At 70.5% G+C, this 24,354-nt stretch carries 27 protein-coding genes and 2 pseudogenes; 15 read left to right on the top strand and 14 right to left on the bottom strand.

The annotated features are described in order from the left end of the window. Positions 1-72: 72 nt before the first annotated feature. Positions 73-1,263 carry an alcohol dehydrogenase catalytic domain-containing protein gene (locus ACN6LB_RS19355; protein ID WP_445027013.1) on the bottom strand — a complete coding sequence of 397 codons (1,191 nt, stop codon included), beginning with the start codon at positions 1,261-1,263 and terminating at the stop codon, positions 73-75. 256 nt (positions 1,264-1,519) lie between these two features. Between ACN6LB_RS19355 and ACN6LB_RS19360 the strand changes: the two genes are divergently transcribed. Continuing rightward, entirely contained in the window at positions 1,520-1,705 is a 186-nt protein-coding gene (locus ACN6LB_RS19360) for a hypothetical protein (RefSeq protein ID WP_445027014.1), read from the top strand. A 190-nt stretch (positions 1,706-1,895) separates the two neighbouring features. Here the strand turns inward: ACN6LB_RS19360 and ACN6LB_RS19365 are convergent, their stop codons facing one another. After that, a complete protein-coding gene (locus ACN6LB_RS19365; RefSeq protein WP_445027054.1) occupies positions 1,896-2,042 on the bottom strand; it encodes a CsbD family protein in 147 nt (48 codons plus the stop codon). Between the two features lie 357 nt (positions 2,043-2,399). On the opposite strand from ACN6LB_RS19365, the gene ACN6LB_RS19370 reads away from it, so the two are divergent. From ACN6LB_RS19370 to ACN6LB_RS19395, 6 genes are all read left to right on the top strand, one after another. Further along, positions 2,400-2,816: an STAS domain-containing protein gene (locus ACN6LB_RS19370; protein WP_445027015.1), complete on the top strand. Its 417-nt coding sequence runs from the start codon at positions 2,400-2,402 to the stop codon at positions 2,814-2,816. 325 nt (positions 2,817-3,141) lie between these two features. Further along, on the top strand, positions 3,142-4,038 hold the full coding sequence (locus ACN6LB_RS19375) for an STAS domain-containing protein (protein ID WP_445027016.1): 897 nt from the start codon (positions 3,142-3,144) through the stop codon (positions 4,036-4,038). Then, positions 4,035-4,454: an STAS domain-containing protein gene (locus tag ACN6LB_RS19380; protein WP_445027017.1), complete on the top strand. Its 420-nt coding sequence runs from the start codon at positions 4,035-4,037 to the stop codon at positions 4,452-4,454. The genes ACN6LB_RS19375 and ACN6LB_RS19380 overlap by 4 nt, the downstream gene beginning before the upstream one ends. A 47-nt stretch (positions 4,455-4,501) precedes the next feature. Next, positions 4,502-4,897 carry an anti-sigma regulatory factor gene (locus ACN6LB_RS19385; RefSeq protein WP_445027055.1) on the top strand — a complete coding sequence of 132 codons (396 nt, stop codon included), beginning with the start codon at positions 4,502-4,504 and terminating at the stop codon, positions 4,895-4,897. Next, positions 4,894-5,967: a SpoIIE family protein phosphatase gene (locus ACN6LB_RS19390; RefSeq protein WP_445027018.1), complete on the top strand. Its 1,074-nt coding sequence runs from the start codon at positions 4,894-4,896 to the stop codon at positions 5,965-5,967. Before ACN6LB_RS19385 ends, ACN6LB_RS19390 begins: the two co-directional genes overlap by 4 nt. Next, positions 5,964-7,706 (top strand): PP2C family protein-serine/threonine phosphatase, encoded by a 1,743-nt coding sequence (locus ACN6LB_RS19395; RefSeq protein ID WP_445027019.1) that lies wholly within the window; start codon positions 5,964-5,966, stop codon positions 7,704-7,706. The genes ACN6LB_RS19390 and ACN6LB_RS19395 overlap by 4 nt, the downstream gene beginning before the upstream one ends. On the opposite strand, the gene ACN6LB_RS19400 is transcribed toward ACN6LB_RS19395, so the two are convergent. Next, positions 7,700-8,194, bottom strand: a complete 495-nt coding sequence (locus ACN6LB_RS19400) for a MarR family winged helix-turn-helix transcriptional regulator (protein ID WP_445027020.1) — start codon at positions 8,192-8,194, stop codon at positions 7,700-7,702. The two genes, ACN6LB_RS19395 and ACN6LB_RS19400, sit on opposite strands and share 7 nt — an antisense overlap. Before the next feature lie 316 nt (positions 8,195-8,510). On the opposite strand from ACN6LB_RS19400, the gene ACN6LB_RS19405 reads away from it, so the two are divergent. Beyond that, the gene (locus tag ACN6LB_RS19405; protein WP_445027021.1) at positions 8,511-8,948 is read left to right on the top strand and encodes an ATP-binding protein; all 438 of its coding nucleotides are present in this window, start codon (positions 8,511-8,513) and stop codon (positions 8,946-8,948) included. Positions 8,949-8,986: 38 nt separating this feature from the next. Here ACN6LB_RS19405 and ACN6LB_RS19410 read toward each other — a convergent pair whose 3' ends face one another. After that, positions 8,987-9,352: a PRC-barrel domain containing protein gene (locus ACN6LB_RS19410; RefSeq protein ID WP_445027022.1), complete on the bottom strand. Its 366-nt coding sequence runs from the start codon at positions 9,350-9,352 to the stop codon at positions 8,987-8,989. Between the two features lie 91 nt (positions 9,353-9,443). Continuing rightward, positions 9,444-9,929 carry an ATP-binding protein gene (locus tag ACN6LB_RS19415; protein ID WP_445027023.1) on the bottom strand — a complete coding sequence of 162 codons (486 nt, stop codon included), beginning with the start codon at positions 9,927-9,929 and terminating at the stop codon, positions 9,444-9,446. 306 nt (positions 9,930-10,235) lie between these two features. Here ACN6LB_RS19415 and ACN6LB_RS19420 point away from each other — a divergent pair, with 306 nt between their 5' ends. Beyond that, on the top strand, positions 10,236-11,108 hold the full coding sequence (locus tag ACN6LB_RS19420; protein WP_445027024.1) for an RNA polymerase sigma factor SigF: 873 nt from the start codon (positions 10,236-10,238) through the stop codon (positions 11,106-11,108). 215 nt (positions 11,109-11,323) lie between these two features. On the opposite strand, the gene ACN6LB_RS19425 is transcribed toward ACN6LB_RS19420, so the two are convergent. The 4 genes from ACN6LB_RS19425 to ACN6LB_RS19440 form a co-directional block, all read right to left on the bottom strand. Next, a complete protein-coding gene (locus ACN6LB_RS19425; protein WP_445027025.1) occupies positions 11,324-12,775 on the bottom strand; it encodes a diacylglycerol/lipid kinase family protein in 1,452 nt (483 codons plus the stop codon). Positions 12,776-12,860: 85 nt separating this feature from the next. Continuing rightward, positions 12,861-13,328: an ATP-binding protein gene (locus ACN6LB_RS19430; RefSeq protein WP_356144273.1), complete on the bottom strand. Its 468-nt coding sequence runs from the start codon at positions 13,326-13,328 to the stop codon at positions 12,861-12,863. 150 nt (positions 13,329-13,478) lie between these two features. Next, complete coding sequence (locus tag ACN6LB_RS19435; RefSeq protein ID WP_445027026.1) at positions 13,479-14,711, bottom strand: RNA polymerase sigma factor; 1,233 nt, start codon at positions 14,709-14,711, stop codon at positions 13,479-13,481. Further along, positions 14,708-15,064: a YciI family protein gene (locus tag ACN6LB_RS19440; protein WP_356144277.1), complete on the bottom strand. Its 357-nt coding sequence runs from the start codon at positions 15,062-15,064 to the stop codon at positions 14,708-14,710. The genes ACN6LB_RS19435 and ACN6LB_RS19440 overlap by 4 nt, the downstream gene beginning before the upstream one ends. A 99-nt stretch (positions 15,065-15,163) precedes the next feature. On the opposite strand from ACN6LB_RS19440, the gene ACN6LB_RS19445 reads away from it, so the two are divergent. Continuing rightward, a complete protein-coding gene (locus ACN6LB_RS19445; RefSeq protein ID WP_445027027.1) occupies positions 15,164-16,228 on the top strand; it encodes an acyl-CoA dehydrogenase family protein in 1,065 nt (354 codons plus the stop codon). Between the two features lie 74 nt (positions 16,229-16,302). Here the strand turns inward: ACN6LB_RS19445 and ssuE are convergent, their stop codons facing one another. The 3 genes from ssuE to ACN6LB_RS19460 form a co-directional block, all read right to left on the bottom strand. Next, positions 16,303-16,857, bottom strand: a complete 555-nt coding sequence (ssuE, locus tag ACN6LB_RS19450) for an NADPH-dependent FMN reductase (RefSeq protein WP_356144281.1) — start codon at positions 16,855-16,857, stop codon at positions 16,303-16,305. 303 nt (positions 16,858-17,160) lie between these two features. Beyond that, the gene (locus ACN6LB_RS19455; protein ID WP_356144315.1) at positions 17,161-17,244 is read right to left on the bottom strand and encodes a putative leader peptide; all 84 of its coding nucleotides are present in this window, start codon (positions 17,242-17,244) and stop codon (positions 17,161-17,163) included. Between the two features lie 253 nt (positions 17,245-17,497). Then, positions 17,498-17,665, bottom strand: a complete 168-nt coding sequence (locus tag ACN6LB_RS19460) for a hypothetical protein (protein ID WP_356144283.1) — start codon at positions 17,663-17,665, stop codon at positions 17,498-17,500. Between the two features lie 202 nt (positions 17,666-17,867). Here ACN6LB_RS19460 and ACN6LB_RS19465 point away from each other — a divergent pair. The 4 genes and pseudogenes from ACN6LB_RS19465 to ACN6LB_RS19480 form a co-directional block, all read left to right on the top strand. Then, positions 17,868-18,380 (top strand): annotated as a pseudogene (locus ACN6LB_RS19465) (DUF2867 domain-containing protein); the annotation flags it as partial. A gap of 98 nt (positions 18,381-18,478) precedes the next feature. Further along, positions 18,479-19,852 carry a cryptochrome/photolyase family protein gene (locus tag ACN6LB_RS19470; protein WP_445027028.1) on the top strand — a complete coding sequence of 458 codons (1,374 nt, stop codon included), beginning with the start codon at positions 18,479-18,481 and terminating at the stop codon, positions 19,850-19,852. Positions 19,853-20,390: 538 nt separating this feature from the next. Next, the gene (locus ACN6LB_RS19475; RefSeq protein WP_445027029.1) at positions 20,391-21,701 is read left to right on the top strand and encodes a glucuronoxylanase; all 1,311 of its coding nucleotides are present in this window, start codon (positions 20,391-20,393) and stop codon (positions 21,699-21,701) included. A gap of 169 nt (positions 21,702-21,870) precedes the next feature. After that, a pseudogene (locus ACN6LB_RS19480) lies at positions 21,871-22,251 on the top strand (fasciclin domain-containing protein); the annotation flags it as partial. Between the two features lie 4 nt (positions 22,252-22,255). Here ACN6LB_RS19480 and ACN6LB_RS19485 read toward each other — a convergent pair. Both ACN6LB_RS19485 and ACN6LB_RS19490 read right to left on the bottom strand, forming a co-directional pair. Further along, a complete protein-coding gene (locus ACN6LB_RS19485; RefSeq protein WP_445027030.1) occupies positions 22,256-22,702 on the bottom strand; it encodes a hydrolase in 447 nt (148 codons plus the stop codon). Positions 22,703-22,790: 88 nt separating this feature from the next. Next, the gene (locus ACN6LB_RS19490) at positions 22,791-23,630 is read right to left on the bottom strand and encodes an MBL fold metallo-hydrolase (protein WP_445027031.1); all 840 of its coding nucleotides are present in this window, start codon (positions 23,628-23,630) and stop codon (positions 22,791-22,793) included. A 106-nt stretch (positions 23,631-23,736) separates the two neighbouring features. Between ACN6LB_RS19490 and ACN6LB_RS19495 the strand changes: the two genes are divergently transcribed. Then, positions 23,737-24,336, top strand: coding sequence for a TetR/AcrR family transcriptional regulator (locus ACN6LB_RS19495; RefSeq protein ID WP_445027032.1), 600 nt, complete (start codon positions 23,737-23,739; stop codon positions 24,334-24,336). Positions 24,337-24,354: the final 18 nt, after the last annotated feature.

Genomic DNA, 24,354 nt, shown 5'->3' on the forward strand with positions numbered 1-24,354 from the left:
CCGCTATTGAATGGTTTCGGAGAGGCGGCGACGCGGCAAGCCGAGCGAGGGGATCCAGCCGGTGCTCCGCGCTCACGGGTGCGTGAGGATCTTCACGGCGTCGTCCTCCTTGTGCTGGAAGATCTCGTACGCGTGGGGCGCGTCGTTCAGCGGCAGATGGTGGGTGGCGAAGTCGTCCACGCCGAGCGGGTCGTCGTCGGTGAGCAGCGGCAGCAGGTCGTCGACCCAGCGGCGAACGTTGGCCTGGCCCATCCGCAGCTGGATCTGCTTGTCGAACATGGTCAGCATCGGCAGCGGGTCGGCCGCGCCGCCGTAGACGCCGCTCAGGGAGATGGTCCCGCCGCGCCGCACCAGGTCGATGGCGGTCCGCAGCGCGGCCAGCCGGTCCGTGCCCGCCTTCTCCGCGAGCCGGGACGCCCAGGCGCGCGGCAGTACGCCGGTGGCCTGTTGCGCCATACGGCCCAGCGGGCTGCCGTGGGCCTCCGCGCCGACGGCGTCGATCACGCAGTCGGGCCCGCGTCCGTCCGTACGGTCGCGGATGGCCTCGACCAGGCCGCTGCCGCCGTCGAACTCCGAGAGGTCGAAGGTGTCGACGCCGCGTTCACGTACCCGGCGCAGGCGCTCGGGGACGAGGTCGACGCCGAAGACCTTGCCCGCGCCCTGGTGCAGCGCGATCCGGCAGCACATGTCGCCGATCGGGCCGAGGCCGAGCACGGCGACGGAACCGCCGGGCGGGATGTCGGCGTAGCGCACGGCCTGCCAGGCGGTGGGCAGGACGTCGGAGAGGTACACGAAGCGGTCGTCGGCCGGTCCTTCGGGGACCTTGACGGGTCCGAACTGGGCCTGCGGCACCCGCAGATACTCGGCCTGTCCCCCGGGCACCGCGCCGTACAGCTTGGTGTAGCCGAAGAGTGTTGCACCCATGCCCTGGTCGGCGACCTGGGTGGTCTCGCACTGGGTCGGCAGACCCGAGTCGCACATCCAGCAGTGTCCGCAGGCGATCTGGAAGGGCACCACGACCCGGTCTGCGGGCCTGAGTCCGGTGACGTCCGCGCCGGTCTCCTCGACGATGCCCATGGGTTCGTGACCCAGGATGTCGCCCGGCGTCATGAAGGGCGTGAACACCTCGTAGAGGTGGAGGTCGGAGCCGCACACTCCGGTGGAGGTGATCCGGACGACGGCGTCCGTGGGCTCCTTGATCGTCGGATCCGGGACGGCCTCCACGCTCACGTTCCGTTTGCCCTGCCAGGTCACAGCCCTCATGGCGGTCCGCTCCTTTCACCTGCGTGCGTACCGGGGGCAGAAGCCGGGCCCGGACGGATGTATCCCGGGTACCCGTGGAGCCGTACGGCAGACGTGCCGGGTTACGGAGTCCGGCCCGTCGACCGGGGGTGATTGCCGCAGCTCAGGACGGGAACTCGCGTACACGTGAAGAGGCGACCGGCGCACGAGCCCCGGGCGCCCGGGGTGATCGGACGGCCCGGCCCCATGTTCCCCGGAGCGGAACGGAGGAAGAGCCATGAGCGACCTGCGCGACGACGACTTCTACGCACGAGACCGCCCCGCCCACCCCACTCTGCCGGAGGACCGGCCACGCGGCGGGAAGGCCAAGAGCCCGATGAAGCACCGCGGCCCGTGGGCCATGGCCGCGCTCATCGCCGCCATCATTCTGCTGATCCTGGTCGGTATCGCCCTGTTTCCCTGAGAGTCCGGCCGGGCCCTCCGCTTCCCCGAGTCCGGAGTGAGGCGGGGGCGTTCGAGGACGCGGGACGCGAGGCCGACGACGCACGCGGTGGGGGGCGCGGTCCGGGGGACCGCGGCCCCCACATCCGTTGACCGGACTGTCCCGACGGCGACGGGTCAGGTCACACCCTTCGGATCGTCAGTGGTGTCGGTCAGTCGCGCAGGGCGTCCTTGCCCTTCTCCTTCGCCTGACGCAGGTCGCCCTTCTTCTGCTTCGCGTGACCCTCGGCGGTCATCCGCTCGTTGCCCACGGTCCGGCCCGCTGCTTCCTTGGCCTTGCCCTCGGCCTGTTCCTTCATTGCCTTGGCCTTCTGGTCGCCAGCCACAGCTATTCACACTCCCAGCTGTCATCGACTATGCGTTCTCCTGCGTCGGGTGACCTCCCAAGCCCCACACAAACGCGATATTCGATGACCTTTTCCCTTCTCGCTCGCCCGGCCGGTTCGACGCGGTCCTTCGACCACCGGAGTGTGACGTCTGCCGTGACGGCTCTTCCTACGTGTGACCGGCCGTTCGGCGGGTAATCGGGCCGTGCTCGCTGCCGGTCGGCGCCCCGGGACCGCGAGAGGTTGCTCACGCGGGACGCACGTCCGCGGGCATCGGGCGCCTGCCGACGGGTAGTCGAACTTCATCAGCAGCCTTTAGTGGAGGACATTGTGTCGACGGAAAAAGCTCCCCTGGCCATCGATGTGACGGTTCCCCGGGAGGACGTCGTATTGGTCGGTGTCAAGGGATTCCTGGACGTCGACACGGCTACGGAACTCCACCACCACCTCGCCAACCAGATGGTGCACGGCCGTCGCCACCTTCTGCTGGATCTGTCCGAGGTCCCCTTCATGGACTCGTCCGGCATCAACATCATCCTCAAGGCCTACCAGGAGGCCCGCAGGGTCGGCGGCAGCGTCCGCCTGATCAGCCCCGCACCGGCCGTGCAGCGCATTCTCGACCTCACCGGAGTAACCCTCACCGTGCCGTCCTCGGAGACCTCCGAGGACGCGCTCATCGCGACCGGTCAGGCGCCGGAGCGAGAGCCGCAGGAGGGCGCAACGGAGAAGGTGCCGGGCCGGCAGTAGGGATCCGGGGCGGCTTTTTGCACGCGGGGAACGGGTCTCCTGGGGGCGAACACTTGCCGTTTGACAACTGTGGTCGTGGGACAACAAAGTGATGGACGCCCGATGCACGGGCCGCTCCTGATCCCGGCCCACGTACCCGCTGAGCGCCCAACTGGAGCCCGCCTGCACGATCTTCGGCGACCGCTTCGACAGGGCCGAGGTCGGGCAGGGCGACGAAACCGCAGGGCGCGATGCCGGCGCAACGCACACGCGCGCTCCTGACGGGCTCGACGAGAAGTCGGAGAAGGCTGCGGACGAAAAGGCTATGCACGAAGGAGAAGAGCACGTGACGGATCAGGCGGCCTTGGCACATCACGGGACGTCCGCACAGGCGGTCGGCGCGTTCCTGCGGCGCCGCTGTGAGCAGATCGCCCAACGATGGGCGGACGAGGCGCTGTTCCGCACGGTCTTCACGGTGTCGCGCGACGAGGCGCTGGAAGCGGCCCGCGCCGTGGTGGAGGCGCTCGCCGCGGTGGCGATGTCCGACCGCGTCGAGGATCCGGGCGCGCCCGGCTTCGCCACGGTACGGGAGCAGTTGGCGCGCACGGCGGCCGCGCGGAGTCGCGCGGGCGCCACGTCCGAGCGGATCGCCCACGAAGTGGCGGCGCTGCGGCCCTCGATCACGGAACTCCTGAGCGCCGACCTCGCCGACACGCGGCGCGAGGACCTGTGCGCATCGCTGGTCTCCCTCACCGTTCTCCTCGGTACGCTGCGGCTGGTCGTGCTGGAGACAACGCTCAGCTCCGACGAGCAGCTCATCGAACGGCAGCGGCTGCAACTGCTCGAAGTGACCACACCCGTCATCAAGTTGTGGACGGGGATCGTCGCCGTCCCGCTGATCGGCACGCTCGACAGCGCCCGCAGTCAGGTGGTGATGGAGAGCCTGCTGGACGCCGTGGTCGCCCAGCAGGCCCGTTTCGTCATCCTGGACATCACCGGCGTACCGACCGTCGACTCCCTGGTGGCGCAGCATCTGATGAAGACGGTCGCGGCGGCGCGCCTCATGGGGGCCGAGTGCATCGTGTCGGGGATACGTCCCGCGATCGCCCAGACCATCGTCCATCTCGGGATCGACCTGGGCTCGGTCGTCACCCGCGCGAGTCTCGCCGACGCGCTCGGCCACGCCCTGCACCGGCAGGGCGCCGTGATCGTCGATCAGACCGCCGGCGGGATCCAGCGGTGATCGGCGATGTCCCCGGCCCGTCCGGCGCGCATGTGCCCGTGCTCAAGCTCGGCGACGTCCTGCTCGTCACGCTTCAGGGCGAACTGCACGACCATGCCGCCGAACAGCTTCAGCAGGACATCGGCGAGGCCATCACGCGCAGCCATGTCACGGGCGTCGTCATCGACGTGTCCGGCGTGGCGATCGTCGACTCCTTCCTCGGCCGGGTCTTCGCGGAGATCGCCGCGACCGCCGGGCTGCTGGCCGCGCGGACGGTCGTGGCCGGAATGCGGCCCGCTGTAGCCCTCACCCTGGTCGAACTGGGTCTCACCCTGCCGGGGCTGCGCACGGCGCTCGACACCGACCATGCCCTGGGGCTGCTGGCGGAGCCGACCTCGCACCGGCCGCACGCTCCCGGACGCCGGGAGAGCCTGTGACGGAGACATCGGGGCGCGTCGCCGTATGCCTGCCGATCCGGTCGGACATGGATCTGGCATGGGTATGGCAACACGTGCGGCAGGCGGCCGCCGAGCTCGGTTTCGGGCTGGTGGACCAGACCAAACTGGTCACCGCCGCCAGCGAGCTCGCGCGCAATACCCTGGTCCATGGCGGGGGAGGTCAGGTCGAGTGCACTCCCCTGGAAATCGGTCGCTCCCGGGGGCTTCGTCTCACGTTCAGCGACGAAGGGCCGGGGATCGCCGACATCGAGCAGGCGCTGCGCGACGGCTACACCTCGGGCGGTGGGCTCGGGCTGGGACTGGGCGGTGCGCGGCGGCTGGTGCACGAGTTCTCCATCGACAGCAGGCCACGGGCGGGCACGTCGGTCACCGTCATCTGTTGGGTCGGCGGCCTGCCGCACGCACGAGAGGAGAGGCGATGACCCACGTCTGGGACGTACCGGTGCACGACTCGACCCGCGTACGGGACGTGCGAGTGGCCGTGGAGTCCGCCGCAGGGCACATCGGACTCGACGAGGAGCGCACGGCCGACGCGGCGCTGGTCGCCACCGAGCTCGCCACCAACCTGCTCAAGCACGCGGGCGGCGGCCAGATACTCATCGACGTCGTCGACGCGTACCTCGGGCCGGCGCCGTCCGGCCGGATTTCCGTCGTCCAGATCGTGGCTCTCGACCACGGTCCAGGGATCGTCGATCCGGCGGCCGCGCTGGGGGACGGCTACTCGACCGCCTCCTCGCTGGGGGCGGGACTCGGCACGTGCCGGCGGATCGCCGACGAGTTCGAACTGCACAGCTCGCCCGGCCGGGGCACCGTCGCGCTGGCCCGCGTCCACGGGGCGCGCAGCATCAAGGCCCCCCGCCACGAAGCGCACACCGGCCTCCCGCTCCGGGCCGGCGGCGTCAACATCCCCTTCGCCGGGGCCGAGGTGTCGGGCGACGCCTGGGCGTGGGTACCCGGCGCCGATCGCCTCACCCTGCTCGTCGCCGACGGTCTGGGCCACGGTCCCGCCGCCGCCCTCGCCTCGGACGCCGCCGTACGCGAGCTGCACCGCTCCGCGCACCTTTCACCTCCGGAGCTGCTCGCACAGCTGCACACCGCGCTGCGGGACACCCGCGGTGCCGCCGTCGCCGTAGCTCAACTCGACCTCGCCGAGCGGAGCCTCTCCTTCAGCGGCATCGGGAACATCGGTGCCCGGCTGCGCACCGGCGACAGTTGGCGGGCACTGCTGTCCCACCCGGGGATAGTCGGCGCCCATCGTCCGGCGCGGGTGCCCCACCTGCAGGTGCCGTGGGCACCCGACAGCCTCCTCGTCCTGCACAGCGACGGCCTGCCCGGTCGCTGGGTCCCGCCTGACGCCGTGCCGCACGGCTCGCCGGACCCCGCGGTGACGGCCGCCGCCATCGTGCGCGACTCCAGCAGTTCCGCCCTTCCCGTACGCGACGACACCACGGTGGTGGTGCTGTCCCCCACCCTGCCGGACCGACGACCATGACCCGGACCTGGTGCCTGAGCACCATCACCGACGCCGCTCGGGTGCGGATCGCCGTCGCGCGGATCGCCGCCGCCCACGGCGTGCCCGTGCTCGACCGCACCCGCCTGGTCACCGCCCTGACCACGCAGTTGCGGCAGTGCCTGACCAAGGGCGGCACCTGGCAGCTGACCCTGGAGACCAGCGCCCCGCCGAGCGGGACGGAACACGGCCGGCTGGAGATCACCGTGCTTCCGGGCCCCGACAACGCACCCGCCGACCAGCCGGCCTGGCGGGCCGCCGTCGACCTCACCGAACCCGGCGACCGCGACGCCGCCGCCCAGGTGGCGTCCGACGCGCCGACCCTGGCCGAGGCTCTCTTCGGCGCCGACGACGACACCGCCCGCGTCATGGAGAAACTCTCCGAACAGGAGGCGCTCGTCGCCTTCCACCGCGAGGAACTCCACCAGACGAACCAGGGCGTCCTCGCGCTGCACGCGGAGCTGGATGCGGCCGGAGAGGCCCAGCGCGCGCTGTACGCCGCCGAGCGGGAGACCCGCAGGGAGGCGGAGAACGCGCGGCGCAGGCTGACCTTCCTGGCCGACGCCAGCGCGATCCTCACCTCGTCCCTCAACCACGCGGAGATCCTGCGCCGGCTGCCGCAACTGCTCACTCCGGGATACGCCCGGAGCGTCGACGTATGGCTTTTCACCGACGAGGACACCCATCCCCGGCCCACGCCCCGGCCCGCCGCGGCTGTTGTCGCCGCCCGCACGGGCCGCCCGCAGTACGCCGCCGACCACCCCGGCGGCCTGCCCGGCGTGGACGACGCACCGCCCTCGGCCCTGCAGCCGACCCGGCCGCTGCTCTGCATCCCGCTGCCCGTCGGCCGCCCTGCCGTGGGCGTGATGACGCTCATGCCACCGGGCGAGCGGTGGGATCCCGACGACGCCGTGATGCTGATCGAACTGGCCCGCCGGGCCGGTATCGCGATCGACAACGCCCAGCGTTTCGAACACAGCAGCTACATCGCCGAGACGCTGCAGCGCGCCCTGCTCACCGAACTGCCGACCACACCCGGGCTGCAGCTGGCGGCCCGCTACCTCCCGGCCACACACGGTCTCAACATCGGCGGAGACTGGTACGACGCCTTCCGCCAGCCCGACGGAAGCCTGATCACCGTCATCGGCGACGTCACGGGGCACGGTCTGCACGCGGCCGTGATGATGAGCCAGCTGCGCACGGCACTGCGTGCCTACGCCGTCGACGGCGGCAGCCCCGGCCAGTTGCTGACCCGGCTGCACCTGTTCCTCCACCAACTCCACCCGGACCTGTACGCGACAGCGGTGATCGCCCGCTTCCGGCCGGGCGAGCCGACCGTGACCTGGGCCGCCGCCGGGCATCCCCCGCCGGTGCTGCGCACACCCGACGGGCGGGTACGCCCGCTGAACGCCAAGCCGGGTGCCATGCTCGGGATCCCGCTGCAACAGGACATCGGCGACCACACCGTGCGGATGCCGGCCGGCTCCACGCTCGCTCTGTACACGGACGGACTGGTCGAAAGGCGCGCCCTCGGCATCGACCCGGGTATCTCACGCCTCGGCTCGGCCCTCGCAGCCCTGCGCTCCAAGGACCTCAACGAGGATTTGAACGGCTCCGCGGACCGCATCCTCGAACCGATGCTGCGTGATTCGGAGCGCGACGACGACGTGTGCCTGCTGCTCTGCCACATCGACAGCGCAGCGGAGCCGCCGGCTCACTGAGCGGTGCCGGCCTGGGCTTCCGCTGTCCGGTGGGCCCGGTGGAAGGCGTGCAGCCCGTCCTCGAGCGAGGTGCGCTGCGCCGGGGCCATCGCGGCGAGGACGTCCGCGAGGCTCACCGATCTGCGCTCCGCGACCTCCAGCAGCACACGCCGTCCGCACGGTGTGACCCGCAACTGCAGTTCCCGCCGGTTGCCGGGATGCGACATCCGTTGCAGCAGGCCCGCGGCCTCCAGCCGGTCGCACAGCCGGCTGGCCGCGGGCAGCGCGATCCCGAGGATCTCCGCCAGCGCCGTGAGATTGAGTTCCGACCGGTGCCACACGGCCTTGAGGGCCTTCAACTGGTGGGGGGACAAGCGTGGGCTTACGGCCTCGGCCGCCGCGGTCCACAACGTCACAAGACGTTCCACCGCGTCCGCCACCTGCCGGGCCACCTCCTCGGGGCAGACCCCCGAAGCGGCCGCGCCGCTCCCGTTCTCCTCACCGCGCACGGCTCACCATGCGCTTCCCCGGTCCGTGCGCACGCCCTCAGGTGCCTGGTCCGACTCGGGCGCGGGCTCGGGGCCACAGCGGCAGCTCACAGACAGCTCTCCTCCTTGTGAAACGTGCAGGCGGGGTGGATCTGGTCCGCGCCCTACCCGAAGAGGGGGACCGCACGCCACCCACGGCCGCCTTTTCACGGAATCGTCGCGCTTCTCTCCCGGCTTCCCGTGTATCGCCTGCGGCACATCGGGCACTCGACGACCAAGCAGCACGCTCGGGGCAAGCGACGAGGATCCATCCGTACGAGAGCGGAGGAACGGCCAGATGACCACCGATCCGCGTCCGGAGGACGCGTTGTCGGCCGAGGAGGAAGTAGGAAGCCTCAGTGCAGCCTTCGACGGCGCGCTACGGCACGTGACGCAGGCGCGCCTGGCCGCGGAGGGGTTCCTGGGTGCGATGGCGCGCGCCTCGCCGCCCACGAGCCCGGATTCCTGGTACGACGTCCTGCTGGTCGTCAACGAGCTGGCCGCCAACGCCGTCCAGTACGCCCCGGGCCCCTTCACCCTGCACATGCGTCCCACTTTCGACGGCGTCCACGTGACGCTGCACGACACCAGCACGACGCGTCCCGCGCCGCGGCCCTTCCGCCCGGGCAAGGGCGGCGGTGGCATCGGCTGGCACCTCGTCCACGCGCTGTGCACCCAGGTGAGCGTGGTCGTCCGCCCGGACGGCAAGGACGTACACGCCTTCCTGCCCTGGTGAGGCGGGCGACACGAGAAGAGCCGCGGCGATCATGCGACTCACACGGCCCGGTCCCGTGGCAGCCCTCGGTAGTAAGCGGCGACTCGGCCCAGGTACGCGGGGTCCCGCGTCTCGCTGTCCGTCCGGAAAGGGGGAGCCTTCTTCACTGCCTCTTTGGTGCACGAGAGGGTGATCCTGCGCGCCTGTGCGTCGATCCCCGTGACGATGCCCGCCGGAATCAGCACGCTCTTGCCGAAGACCCAGATCCCCGTGTCGACGACCAGGTGCCGCATTCCCGCCTCGTCGGCGTGCCGGTCCACCTGGCCGATCGTCCCGTCGGTCGCCTCGACCGTGAACCCGGTGAGGGACTGGCCCTCCGTGTGACCGCTCTGCGGGGCGAAGGACCATGGTCTGTCGATACTCACGACGTGCTCTCCCGTCCGTCACGTGCCTTCGCCGCGGACTCCTTCGCGGTTGTCCCCCACATATCCCGAATCGGCGTCCGCACACCCGTCCCTAGCCGGGCGCGGCATCGGTGTCGGTGGGCTGCGAGAGGGCGATCTCGGCGGTGACCTGCTTGCCGTACGGAGAGGGTCGCACAGTGACGGACCGGCTGACGGCGCGGACGAGCTCCAGTCCGTGGCCGCCGATCCGGCGCGCGTCCGGCGGCTGGATCCTGGGCGCGCGGGAGGACGGATCCTGGACGGCGACGCGCACCGCCCGGCCGTCCCGGGACAGGTCGACCTGGAGGGCGCAGGCGCCCGGTGCGTGCCGCAGCGCGTTGGTGACGAGTTCGCTGACCACCAGCCGGACGTCGCCGACGACCCGGTCCGGCAGGGCCGCGTGGCCTGACTTCTGGAGCTCGGACAGGAAACCCGACGCCGCCCTGCGCCCCTCCGCCGGGGATGCGGCACCGCGGTCCCACAGGACGCGGCAACGCCGCGGAGTGCGCCCGTCCGGCGCCCGGTCATCGGCTCCGTACTGCCTGAGTGGGATGCTCATGGCGCGATATGCCTAACTCGGAAGATTTGGGTGCTTTCTGCGTAGATCGCTATACCTTCCGGCTACCCGCCGACTCCCGCAGTATGACCACCGATCGCTCGACTCCTTCTCCGCTTCCACATCTGCGGAGCGGCGGCGGAGGTGCTGACCTGGCCGTGACGCACTCAACAGAGCTCGCGTGTACGTGAGTTCCGCGCGCGGATGCACATGAGTGAGCGATTTCCGGGTATCCGCCGAACCACGATGCCTGCACGACGCCCAACAACCCGAACTGAGAGTTCCGTCGGAAAGGGAGTGGACACCGCCATGAGCTGGTCAATGGTCAACGACGAGGAGACCCGGACCGTGACAGGCAAGGACCCGCTCCCCGATGTAGTGAATCCCCGAGCGGTGGCACCTCGTGACGCGCGGGAGCTGTCCCGCCGGTTCTTCCAGCGGCTGAGCGAACTCGAAGAAGGAACCGAGGAGTTCCAGTACGCCCGCAACACCCTCATCGAGATGAACATGTCGCTGGTGCGGTTCGCCGCGGGCCGCTTCCGCAATCGCGGGGACGACATGGAGGACATCGTCCAGGTCGGCATGATCGGCCTCATCAAGGCCATCGACCGGTTCGAGATCTCACGCGAGGTCGAGTTCACCTCCTTCGCGGTGCCGTACATCGTCGGCGAGATCAAGCGCTTCTTCCGTGACACCACCTGGGCGGTCCACGTACCGCGCCGCCTCCAGGAACTCCGCGTCGAACTGGCCAAGGCCCGCGAGGAGTTGTCCAGCCGTCTGGACCGCGAGCCCAGCACCGCCGAACTCGCCACCCTGATGAACCTGTCCGAGGACGAGGTGACGGAGGCGCAGATCGCCGCCAACGGCTACACCTCCGCCTCCCTGGACGCCACGCTGTCCGCGGACCAGGAGGGGGAGGCCGCACTCGCGGACTTCATCGGCGAGGAGGACGACGGCATGCGCCTGGTCGAGGACTTCCACACCCTCGCTCCCCTGGTCGCGGAGCTGGGCGAACGCGACCGGCGGATCATCCACCTGCGGTTCGTCGAGGAAGCCACGCAGGCGGACATCGGTGAACGGCTGGGGTGCTCCCAGATGCATGTCTCGCGGCTGATCAAGCGGATCATCGAACAGCTTCGTGACGGCATGCTCGCCGACATGCAACGGGTCGAAAGCGCCTGAGCGCCCTCCGGATCGCGGCCACGCGTGACGCCCCGGACTCCTCGTCCGGGGCGTCAGGCCGCGGCGGCCGCTTTCCCTTGCACCGTGGCAACATCCGCCGGCCGCATCGACCGGCCGACGCAACCAGAGTGCCCTGAGAGGCGTGCGAGGCGCACGTGATTCCGGGCAACTTCAGAACCTCGTAAGATCCACACCCCTCGGTCGGGTCTGCCTCCTCAGCGCAGCCACTGGTCCTCCTCCGAGGGGCGGTACAGCGTCACCGCCCGGGTCCGCTTGTCGAGGACGAGCCGGGGTGCGGGCGTCGCGGTCACCTCGCCGTCGTAGGCGAACCGTGGGTCGCCGTCCAGGACGTCGAGGCGGAGGCTGCGGACCTGTGCGGTGGTCAGAACGCGCGAGTTGTGCAGCGTGCCGGTGAGCACCGCGAGCAGCAGACGTGTCCGGGCCAGTGGGGTGCCGCCGTCGACGGCACGCACGTCGAGCAGACCGTCGTCGAGCTGGGTACGGTACGTGGGGGCGAAGCCGGCCGGGTGGTAGATGCCGTTGCCCGCGAACAGCAGCCAAAGGCGCCTGGACCGGCCGTTCACTCGGACGCTGACGGGGCTGCCCTTTGCGAGCACCCGCACCAGTCCGACCACGAGGGCGGGCCACTTGCCGATCCGCTTCTCCAACTGTCCCCGGGCGCGGACCAGTTCGGAGTAGACGCCCAGGCTGAACGTGTTGAGGAACAGCTGCTCGGAGCCGTCCGGAGAGCGTGCCCGGCCGACGTCGGCGACGATCGCGTCTCCGTCCCGGACGGCTCGCGCGACGTCCTCCGGAGTCTGGTTTCCGAGGTCCACTGCGAAGTGGTTGAAGGTGCCGCCGGGAAACACCGCGAGCGGCACGCCGTACCGTGCGGCCATGTCCGTCGCGGCGTTGATCGTGCCGTCGCCGCCGCACGCGCCGAGCGCGCCGCCCTCCTTCTTGGCCTGCCGCGCGGCCCGTTCGAGCAGTTCCGGCAGGTCCTGGCCCTCGTCCGGCACCTCGACCTCCGCTTTGGGGAGCAGGGCGCGCAACCGGGCCGCGGGGTCGTCCGCGTCGGCGCTCCACGAGACGCCGGACGACGGGTTGACGACGACATGGAGGCCGTCGCCGTCGGGCAGTGCGGGCGCGGGCCGTCGGGGCGGCGCCGCGGCGGCCGCCGTCTCCGGTTTGACCGGCCACCACCGAGCGGTCAGCGCGGCGGCGCCGATGCCGATCGCGGTTCCGACCGCCACGTCGCCGGGAGGACGGACACCGGATCGTATGCGGGCCGCAGTCAGTGCCGCGGCGGCCGGGGCCACCGCAAGGCCGTACCGGGGCGCCTCCAGGAGGACGCCGGCGGCGAAGGCGGCGGCCGACGCGGCGTACCCGGCGGGGCGCACGGGCTGTGCCCGGCTCGCGGTGGGGCTCGTGAGGGTGCGGGTCACCGCCGATGCGATGGCCACGGCGCCGATGCCGCGCAGCGCCGCCCTGCGGGCGGTCCGCTGCCCGGTCGCGCCGAGCAGGGCTGCGGCGACACCCCACACGAGGCCGCCCGTGACGGTCCGACGCCATCCGGGCGCCCCGGCCCGTCCCTCCCCCAGCGCACCGGCGACCCGTCTGCCGGGGTGCCCGCCTCGTCGCAGCCAAGCCGTGTGTTCCGCGGTCACCGCGCCCACCCCTCCGTATCGACGCCGGTCCCCCGGTCGGCGGGACCCGTGCCGTCCTTCTCCCTGGTGCCCGGCATTCACACGTTCAAGGATCCACCCGTTGTTTCGGCAGGTCGACGACGGCCCGGACGCACTTGCCGACCGGCACGCGCCACGCGGTCACCGTGGTCGCCAGGACGTGGACTATCTCCAGTCCGTGCCCGCCGACGCGTCCGGGATCCTGGGGATAGCGTCTGGGCAGGGCGGCGCTGCTGTCGCAGACCGTGACGCCCACCGCGGCGTCGGTACCCTCCAGTTCAAGGATGTAGGGGCCGTGGCTGTGGCGGTCGGCGTTGGTGACCAGTTCACTCACCACCAACAGCAGGTCCCCTTCCGCGCGGGCGTCGACGGACGCGCACCACTCGGACCGCAGCCGCTCCAGGAACAGCGCGGCGAAGTCCCGGGCCTCGGCGATGGACCCGGGCTCTCCGGTGTAGTGGGCCGCCTGCCGCAGCGGTTCCACGGACATGTCGAAGTCAGTAGGTATCACCGCTCCGTCCAAGGGTTCGATCATGCGGGTCTCTCTCGGAAGCCGATCCGTGCGCTTGCTGTGCGTCGTGTGTCGTACGCGTCGCTGCGCACGGTGTCGCACTGCTGCTCGTACCCAGCGAATCGATCCGCAGTCTCCCCCAGGTTCCACCGGCCTCCCGCACCGGGGAGGGGCTCACTCCGGGGCCAGTTCCGCCCGGCGGCGCTCCAGATACGCGCGCTCGGCCGCGCTCTCGGTGAGTGCGAGGGCTGATTCGTAGGCCCGTACGGCTTCGGTGCCGCGCCCCAGCCGCCGCAGCAGGTCCGCCCGTACTGCGTGAAAGGCCTGGTAGCCGTCCAGGTCGAGCGCCTCGACGAGCAACAGGGCCGGTTCCGGGCCGTCGGTCTCGGCAACGGCCACCGCTCGGTTGAGGGCGACCACCGGGCTCGGGGCGCAGTACATCAGCTGGTCGTAGAGCGTCAGGATCTGGCCCCAGTCGGTCGCTGCCGCGTCGGGTGCGTCGCTGTGGACGGCGTTGATCGCGGCCTGGATCTGGTAGGGCCCGGGCCTGTTGCGGCGCAGGCATCGCCGTACCAGGGCTTGGCCCTCGGCCACCAGTTCGCGGTCCCACCGGGCGCGGTCCTGGTCGGTGAGGAGGACCAGCGCACCGTCCGGGGTCTCACGGGCGGGGCGTCGCGACTCGATGAGGAGCATGAGGGCGAGCAGGCCGAGGGCCTCCGGCTCGTCCGGCATGAGCTCGACGAGGACACGACCGAGGCGTACGGCCTCCGCGCACAGGTCCTCGCGGCCGCCGTAGCCCTCGTTGAAGATGAGGTAGACGACGGCGAGCACGCCTTTGACGCGGTCGGGGAGGTCGGAGTCGCGTGGGATGCGGTAGGGGATACGGGCGTCGCGGATCTTCGCCTTGGCTCTGACCAGACGCTGGGCCATGGTGGGCTCGGGCACCAGAAAGGCACGCGCGATCTGCGCAGTGGTCAGCCCGCCGAGGAGGCGGAGGGTGAGCGCGACCTGGGCCTGAGGGGCGAGCGCGGGGTGGCAGCAGGTGAAGATCAGGCGGAGCCGGTCGTCGCGCACGGGTCCCTCCTCGGCGGACGGATCGGGGGCGTACAGCAGGGCGGCCTCGGAGTGCCGGTCCTCGCGGGAGGACTCACGGCGCAACCGGTCGATGGCCCGGTTGCGTGCAGTGGTGATGATCCAGCCGGCCGGACTCGGGGGCACGCCGGTCTCCGGCCACTTCTGCAGCGCCGTGGCGAAGGCGTCCTGCACCGCTTCCTCGGCGAGGTCGATATCCCCGAGGAAGCGGACGAGGACAGCCACCGCGCGGCCGTACTCCGCGCGGAAGGCCGTCTCGATGGCAGCGTCGCCGTTGTCGCCGATGCCTTCCCTGCTGCCGGTGTGCGCGGTCATCCGTCCTCGGCTTCGCCCATGAACGGGCGCACCTCGATCGGCAGCGTGGTCGCCAGTGTCGCCTTGCGGCCCCATGCGAGGGCGGCGTCGAGGTCGGGGGCCTTGATCAGGCAGATGCCGCCGAGGTACTCCTTGCTCTCGGTGTACGGGCCGTCGGTGATCAGCACGTCGCCGTCGTGCGCGCGCAGCACGGTGGCCGTCTCCGGCCCGTGCAGTCCTCCGGCGAACACCCAGGCATCCGCTGCACGCAGCTCCGCGTGGAAGACGTCGAGGTTGTGCATGATCTCTTCCAGGGCCTCGGGCGCAGGCGGCTCTCCGACCGGCTGCATCACGCTCAGCAAGTAGTGCTTCATGACGTGTCCTCCTCGAAGTCGTACCGCTTCTCATTCCCTACACGAACGGGCGGCGGCCGGATCGACACCGGACACCACGACACCGGGAGTTTCTTTTCCATGACCACGGCGAGGACCGCGTTTCCCCCTCCCCACCCTCTTGTCGTCCGTGCGCGCAGGCTCGCGCACGAGGTGCTGGCGCCGCGCGCCGAGGAGGTCGACCAGGAGGGCATCCCCGCGAGCAGCATCGAGGCGGTCAAGCGGTCGGGGCTGCTGGGCGTGAGCGCTCCGGTGGAGTACGGCGGGTCTGCGGCGCCCGCGGCGGTGGCCCGGGAGACCGCGGAGATCCTGGCCGGCGCGTGCTGCTCCACCTGGTTCGTGCAGACCCAGCACCATACTCCGGTGGCGACTCTGGCCACGTGTGAACTGCCGGTGCGGGAGCGGCTGTTGGGGCCACTGGCACGCGGGGAGTTGCTGTCCGGGGTGGCGTACGCGCAGTTGCGGGCGTACCCGCGCCGCCCGGTCCGGGTCACACGGGAGCGCGATGGCTGGCGCTTCGACGGGACGGTTCCCTGGTACACCGGCTGGGGGCTGAACGACGTGATGCTGCTCGCCGGAGTGACGGACGCGGACGAGGTGCTGTTCGCCTTCACCGAGGCGCGTCAGCAGCCCGGTCTGCGCCCGTCGCCGCCGATGCGGCTGGCGGCCCTGACCGCCGCCCGGACGGTCTCGCTGGAGCTGGACGGGTTGCGGCTGAGCGACGACTCGGTGGCCCTCCGTGCCCCGTACGACGTCTGGGCGGCCGGGGACCGGCCCAAGAGCACCAATGCCTCACCGGCGGTGTTCGGGGTCGCCGCGGCGGCACTCGACCTGCTGGACGGCGACCCGGACTCCGAGGAGACCGCCCGCGCGCTGCGCGCACGGCTGGACGAGGTCAGGCAGCAGGCGTACGCCCTGGCCGACCATCCGGTGCCGTCCGAGCGCATCGCCGAGCGGCTGGCGTGCAGGACGCGGGCCTACGACGTGATGCGCGCGGCGACGACGGCGGCCGTGGTGGCCGGTGGCGGGCGGTCCATGGATCTGGGCAGCCGGGCGCAACGGCTGTCCCGCGAGGGCATGTTCCTGCTGGTGCAGGGCCAGACGGCCGAGGTCCGCGCGGCGCACCTCAGGTCGCTGTCGCGGTGAGCACGGGCTGATGGGTCCCTCAGGAGGCCGAGGGACACCGGGCGATTCCGGCGAACCCGGTGTCGGTCACGGTGTCAGACCGCCGCGGCCAGCACAGGCCTGCGGCCCAGGGCTGCCGAGAAATGGTCGACCACCTGGGTCAGGGCCTCGGCGGCGGCCGGTGCGACGGTCAGGCTGCCGTCCTCCTCCGCGGTGATGTCCTTGTCGAGGGTGAACCAGCCCTGCACGATGTGGCCGGCGCCCATCGAGGACAGCACCGGGCGCAGCGCGTAGTCGATGGCCAGCACATGGGCGACCGAGCCGCCGGTGGCCAGCGGCAGCACGGTCTTGCCGGTGAGGGCGTATTGCGGGAGAAGGTCGAGCAGCGCTTTGAGCGCGCCGGAGTAGGCGGCCTTGTAGACGGGCGTGGCGATGACCACGCCGTCGGCGCGGGCTACGAGCTCGGTGGCCTCGACGATCGCGGGGTGCCTGAAGTCGGCGCCGAGCAGGGCCTCGGCCGGGATCGTCCGGATGTCGAGGGGGATCACCTCGTGTCCCTGGGCTATCAGACGAGCGTCGAGGTGGCGCAGCAGTTTGGCGGTGCGGGAGGAGACGGAGGGGCTGCCGGAAACGGACAGGACGGTGGCCATGGGCCCTCTTTCGGAACGGATTTCACGAACGGAGCGGAAGGGAGCGAGGGGCGGAGCGAGCAGGTGTCGGGCGTGCGCGGGACTGGACCGACTCCGGCGTCAGACGTGAGCCGTCACTCGCATTGGGAACCCACTAGGCGCATTTCCCGGAGTCCTCGGGCATGCGGAACTCCTGTTGCGGCCATGCGAGTACGCCGAATTCACGGATGCGACAAACGCTGAACTCGGGTGGGAGAACGCGACGCACGACTGCCCGATGGGAGCAGCGGTGGAGCGGAAAAGGGGTGCGGCGGCTGCGGAGAGTCAGGCCACGAAGCAACAGGAGGCGCTGGAGACACGCGCGAGATCGACATGGCGTCGTCGCGTGAGGTCCATTCGCATCTTCATGATGTAGATCGTCGCAGCCGCCGGTCCGAGGCGTCAAGGAAAGCCCGTCCGGTCTCGTATCGCGGACCACGGATTCCACGGCGGCGCGACAGGAAAGCCTTTGGACGGCGGTCGGAGCAGCCGCCCTCCCCTAGGGTGCGTGGGCGCATTCGGTCCCGTGCGGGGTCGGGCGCCGAACTTCCGTCCGGCCGGGGCGCGTTGACCCTCTCCTTCGGCCCCTCGGCCCCCTCCTCCGTCCGTTCCGTGCCCGTTCTCAGTCCTCGTCGGGGGACGGCACCACCACGAGGAACGCATCCGACTTCAGATCCATCACGACCGTCGCGGGCTCACCCTCGGCGCGACGTCGCGCCGCGAACTCCTCCGCCGGCCACGATCCGCGCGGAGCTCCCGCAGGAAACCGCTCCAACACCTTCGCGCCCATAGCGGCCGACACCTCCAGCCTTCTCCGTCGACTCCGATCGCCGACGCCCATACCTTGCGGCTGCCCCTCATCCGCCGGGACATGTATCAGTCGTCCCGATGTCTTTGCGGCAGGTGCATCCGTAGCGCCCACCAAGGGCTCATGAGCGGTGACGACGCCGGAACGCGGCTGCGCTGCCCGGTCACCGGTGCGACCGGATACATCGGTACCCGATGCGCCCGGCGATCCGCTGCCCACCGACCCGGACTGGGCGGGCGGCAGCCTCTGCACCGACAACCGCGAACTGACCGTTGACGCATCACCCGAGGTGCTGTGGCAGGTCGTCGAGGGAATCGGCGGCGACAACGGTTGGTACTCCTTCCAGCCGGCCTGGGTACGCGGATGGCTGGACCGTCCGGCGGACGGGGTCGGCCTGCGGCGCGGACGCCGCGCGGCTGCGGGTGGGCGACTCCCTCGACTTCTGGCGGGTCGAGGAGATCGAACCCGGTCTTCTGCTGCGGTTGCGCGCGGAGATGCGGGTGCCGGGACTCGCCTGGCTGGAGATGTACGCGGAGCACGGCGACGGCGGCAAGAACCGTTACCGGCAGCGTGCCCTGTCCACCCGCACGGGCTGCTGGGCCACATGTACTGGCGGAGCGTCGCACCGTTCCATGCCGTGGTTTTCGGCGGCATTGCCCGTAATATCGCGCGGGCCGCGTCGCGGCGGACGAGGTGACCCGCAACCGACTCACCGACGTCGGCATCCGCGGGCGCCCCACGACCCGAACAACCATGTCGCCGCACCCTGTTCGTCCCTGCCGCCCGGAGTCACCCATGACCGCCTCCGTCGTCCTGTTCACCTCCGACCTGCGCCTGCACGACCATCCACCGCTGCGTGCGGCTCTCGACGGTGCCGAGCAGGTCGTGCCCCTCTTCGTACGGGACGACGCCATCGCCGCGTCCGGGTTCGGCGCCCCGAACCGGCTGGCGTTCCTCGCCGACTGCCTCGCCGATCTCGACCGGGGACTCCGCGAGCGCGGCGGACGCCTGGTGGTGCGCTCCGGGGACCTCGTCACCCAGGTCGGCCAGGTGGTCGCCGAGGCGGACGCCGACGAGGTGCACATGGCGGCCGGGGTGAGCATGTACGCCCAGCACCGCGAGGAGCGGCTGCGTACCACTCTGGAGGCTGCGGGTTGCCGGCTGCTCGTCCACGAGACGGTGGTCACCGCGCTCGCTCCGGGTGCCGTCACCCCGGTGTCCTCGGACCACTTCGCCGTGTTCACGCCGTACTTCCGGCACTGGTCGCAGCGGCAACTGCGGGCCGGTCTCGGCGCCCCTGCGAGCGTACGGGTGCCGGAGGGTGTCGGTTCGCAGGAGATCCCCTCCCGTGAGGCTGTGTCAGGCGTGTCGGCGGGGCTGGCCAAGGGGGGCGAGACGGAGGGCCGCAGACGGCTGACGGACTGGCTGCGGGGCGGTATCGCATCGTACGAGGAGCACCACGACGACCTGCCCGGCGATGCCACGTCACGGCTGTCCCCGCATCTGCACTTCGGAACGCTCTCTCCCGTGGAACTCGTGCACCGCGCCCGCGCAGTGGGCGGCCCCGGCGCCGACGCCTTCGTACGGCAGCTCGCCTGGCGTGACTTCCACCATCAGGTGCTGGCCGCCCGCCCGGACGCGGCCACCGCGGACTACCGCACACAGCACGACACATGGCGGTCACCGGTCACGGCCCGGGAGGACGTCGACGCGTGGAAGGAGGGCCGCACCGGCTATCCCGTCGTCGACGCCGCGATGCGCCAACTGCGACATGAGGGCTGGATGCACAACCGCGGACGCCTGCTGACCGCGAGCTTCCTCACCAAGACGCTGTACGTGGACTGGCGCGTCGGAGCCCGGCACTTCCTGGAGCTGCTGGTGGACGGTGACGTGGCCGACAACCAACTCAATTGGCAGTGGATGGCGGGCACCGGCACGGACACCCGGCCCAACCGTGTCCTCAACCCCGTTGCACAGGCCAAGCGGCACGACCCGGACGGAGCGTATGTGCGGCGCTGGGTGCCCGAACTCGCGGGCATCCCGGGAGCCGCCGTGCACGAGCCGTGGCGGCTGGCCGGTCTCGACCGTGCCGCCTTCGACTATCCCGATCCCGTCGTCGAACTGTCCGAGGGGCTGGCCCGCTTCAGGCGGGCCCGCGGTCGCGACTGAGGGGAAGCCACCGAGGTCACCGAGGGCGCAGGGCCACGTCGGCCCTGCAACCGCGGCCGTACAACGCTCAGTTCCAGGCTTCCCGGTACGACGGCGCCGTACCTGTCCGCAAGAGCGGCGACGGCGTCCCGCACGCGGCGGGCGGAGTATGCCCCCGGTGGAGGCGGACTCCCCAAGCCCTTGACGCCGGAGGGGGGTGATCCTACGGTCCCTACACCGCCACACGATCGGTCAGCCCCCGAAACATTCGATGAGGAGGGAGCGCTCCCACACCCCCGATCCGGCACGTCGGTTCCATGGACTGTCCGCATCGTCCCCGTCCGCGCGAAGAGCCGTGCGCCGTCCTCTCGCGTGATGCCTTGCCAGGGCCACGTCACGAAACTTTCGCCCCCCTGCGGGGCCGCAGTGGGTCGGCAGATGACCAGGTGGTGGCGCGTGCCTGCGATGCCGAAGCAGGTGGCCACACAAGGGGAACGACGTCGAATCAGCGAGTCGCGGACGCGAAGCACACATCAGCGCCACGTCCAGAGGAGGAGCAATGTCGTTACACCGGAGTGTCACCGGCACCACGGGTACGGAGTTTCCAAGTCGTCGAGCCGTACTGGCGACCATGAGTGCCCTGCCGGTCCTCGCGGCCGCGGCGCCAGCGGTGGCAGCGTCCCGAGCACCATCCTTGGCGACGGCCGCCGTGACGGTCGACCCGTCGGCGACCCGGCAGACGATTCGGGGGTTCGGCGGCATGAACCACCCGCTCTGGATCGGCGACCTTACGTCTGCCCAGCGAGACACGGCGTTTGGCAACGGCGAAGGACAGCTCGGATTCTCCGTGCTGAGAATCTTCGTCTCCGAGGACAGGGCGAACTGGAGCCGTGAGGTCGCTACGGCCAAGCGGGCAATCGAGCTCGGGGCCACGGTCTTCGCATCGCCCTGGAATCCCCCCGCCCAGATGGTCGAGACCTTCGTCCACGGCCAACAGACCGACGCGAAGCGGCTCCGGTACACCATGTACGGCGCCTATGCGCAGCACCTGAACGACTTCGTCGCGTTCATGCGGACCAACGGCGTGAACCTGTATGCCATCTCCGTGCAGAACGAGCCCGACTACGCCCACGACTGGACCTGGTGGACCCCGACCGAGATGACCAGGTTCCTGCGGGAGAACGCCGGGTCGATCAGTACCAAGGTCATCGCTCCGGAGTCCTTCCAGTACGTCAAGAGCTTCTCGGACCCGATCCTCAACGACCCCGGAGCCCTCGCCAACCTGGACATACTCGGGGCGCACCTCTACGGCACCTCGTTCCAGAACTTCCCCTACCCCCTCTTCAAGCAGAAGGGCGCAGGCAAGGAGCTATGGATGACCGAGGTCTACTACCCCAACAGCAGCGATTCGGCCGACCTGTGGCCACAAGCGCTGGACGTGGGAGAACACGTCCACCGTGCGATGGTGGATGCCGAGTTCCAGGCGTACGTGTGGTGGTACATCAGGCGCGGCTACGGGCCGATGCGGGAGGACGGGCGGATCAGCAAGCGCGGTGCCGCCATGGCGCACTTCTCCAAGTACGTCCGCCCAGGGCACGTGCGGATCGCAGTGACCCCGAACCCGCAGCCGAACGTCTACCTCTCGGCTTACAAGGGGAGCGGTTCCCGGGTGGTCATCGTCGCCGTCAACAAGGGGACCTCTCAGGTGAGTCAGCAGTTCACCCTGCAGAACAATGCCTCGTCCGGCGTGTCCTCCTGGCTGACGGACGCAAGCAGGAACCTCGCGTCCCAGAGCAGGATCACCGTGTCGAACGGCTCTTTCACCGGCCAGCTACCCGCTCAGAGCCTGACGACTTTCGTGACGGTATAAGGCGCAGTCACCGTCCCCAGGGGACAGGACTGTTCCGGAGGCGCCACACACCGAGTCGGCTTCCCTTCAATGGACTCACTGCGCCGCCCGGTCCCACGAGATGCCCTGGCAACCGCCCCCTGGGCTCAGCCAGGACCTGGTCGTCACTCTCCCTCGCCGGCCAACGCCGGTGACGCTTCTTGCGCTCGCCATCGCAGCACTGCTGGCACTGACCGCGTGTTCGGACGGCGGGGCACGGACACCAAGGCGGCCGACGCGATGCCGTCCGCCAACAGTCGTCCGACAGAGCGACCGGATGACCACGGACGAGCCCTTCGGCCCGGCATGTTCCTCCGTGCCGAAGGGTGGCGCGGGCTCCTTTGTCGGTATGCCCAAGGACCCGGTGGCCACGGCGGCCTCGAACAACCCCGCCCTGTCCACGCCGGTCACGGCGGTGAAGAAGGCCGGTCTTGTCGACACCCTGAACAACGCGCAGAACATCACCGTGTCGGCCCCGACCAACGACGCCTTCGCGAAGTGTGCGTGGGCAGCGAGCGCCCGGCTGACCTCGGCGCCTACGACTCCGTACGCTCATCACCGCTTCGTGACCCGTCCTCGGGCAGCACTCGCTTGAAACCGAGCAGCGTGCGGTAGCGTTCCCGCCGGGTGAACTCCTCCAGGCGCCAGACGGCGGGCCGGCCCAACTCGGCGCAGAGATGCAGGACTTGGTCCTCCCCCACCACCACGCCCACATGCGCGCCCCAGGCGTCGTCACCGGCGTTGAAGAGGGCCAGGTCCAGTGGCCGGGAGACGCGCACCCGCTCGGTGCGTCCTGTGTCCGCCCACAGGTCGCTCGACCGCCATGCGGGGACGTGCAGAGCGAAGTGGCGGAGTACTTCGTAGGCGAAGAGCTGACAGTTGGCCCCTTCGGTGAGGCCCGGCTTCTCGGCCACGGCCGGTGACCCCGGAAAGCGCCTGCCGACGTACGGCGTTGCCCAGAGCTCCGGGGGCAGCCTCGACATCAGCGCCTCCGGGGGCCATCGCTCCCACCGCGTCTCCGGAGACGACCGTGCTGTTGTCTCCGGAGACGGCCTCGCCGTCGGCTCTTCCTCACTCGACGTCCGCACCCAGTCCCCCGTCCGCCGTGTACCGCGCCAGTTCCCACGGGTCGTGTGCGCTGAAGACGTCCACTTCGTCGCCGTGCAGCCGCACCAGTTCCCGCAGACGGGCATGGTTGCCGAGCCGCAGCGGCCTGTCCACCTCGGTGATCTGCTGGAGTATGTCCATGCCGGAGTGCCCCTGCGGGCGGTCGGGGTCGATCTCGCGGTGGAAGTAGTAGGCGTCCCCGCAGTGCAGCAGCCACCGGTCGGCGTCCTCGACGGCTATCGCGCTGTGCCCCCGGGTGTGGCCGCCGAGGGGGACGAGCAGGATCTCCGCGTCCATTCCCTCCAAGGGGCGGACCGCGTCGAAGCCGAACCAGGCGTCTCCTCGGGGTTCCGGGTAGGTCACCCAGTGCGGCCGGTGGGCCCACTGGGCGGGGCGGTAGCGCAGGCGGTCCTCGGGGTGGGCCCCGGGTGCCGCCATCGCCGCGCGGTGCTCGGCCTCGCTCAGGTGGACCTTGGCCCAGGGGAAGTCGGGCAGTCCGCCGGCGTGGTCGAGGTCGAGATGGCTCAGGACGATGTGCCGGACGTCCTGCGGGCTGAAGCCCAGGCGGACGACCTGGTGCACGGCGGTCTCCTCCAGGTCGAGAACCGGTTGGGCCCGCCCGACGAATTCCGCCCCCAGGCTCTCCTCGGGCCGTGCCACATCGGCCGTACCGATACCGCTTTCGACCAGGACGAGACCGTCGCGGTCGGTCTCGACCAGGAGGCAGTGGCAGATCGCGGGAAGGCTGCCCTCCGCTGTGTCGATCGTCCGCAGAGAACCGCAGTTGAGGTGGTGGATCTTCATGGTGAATCTCCTTCACGCGCCGACAGGTGTGCCGCAGGGCGGGCGCCATATAGATAACGAACGTTCGTGAGCTAATAGCGAACGGTCGTTAGGTTAAGGTGAGTTCATGAGCCCGCGCAAGTCCGTTGCCGAAACCGCCGCCACCCGCGACCGGATCATCACCAGTGCCCTCGCCCTGGCCACCTCCGAGGGACTGGAAGGTCTCACCATCGGCCGCCTGGCGACCGACCTGGGGATGAGCAAGGCAGGAGTGATCGGCCACTTCGGCAGCAAGGAGGCACTGCAACTCGCCGTGCTGGCCTCGGCGGTCGAACGCTTCCGGCTGCGCGTGCCCGCGCGCGCCGTCGGCGCGGAACCGGGCACCCGGCGGCTGACGCGCGCCTTTGACGAGTGGGTCGACTACATGGCCGAGGCCGAGGGCCACGGAGGCTGCTTCCTCACCTCCGTCGCGACCGAGTTCGACGGTCGCCCCGGCCCGATCCGCGATGCGGTCCTCGAAGCGCTCGCCGCCTGGTCGGCCTACGTGAGGGCGGAGCTGCGCACCGCAGTCGAGGCCGGGGAACTACCGCCCGACACCGACGTGGACCAGGTGGCCTTCGAACTCGACGGCGTGGTGTTGGCGGCCAACCAGTCCATCCAGCTTCATCGCGATCCGCGGACACCCGCGCGGGCGCGCCGCGCCATTGCCCGGCTGCTCACCGCGTAGCAACTCGCCGCACAACCA

The organism is Streptomyces sp. SAS_270 (genome assembly GCF_052543295.1).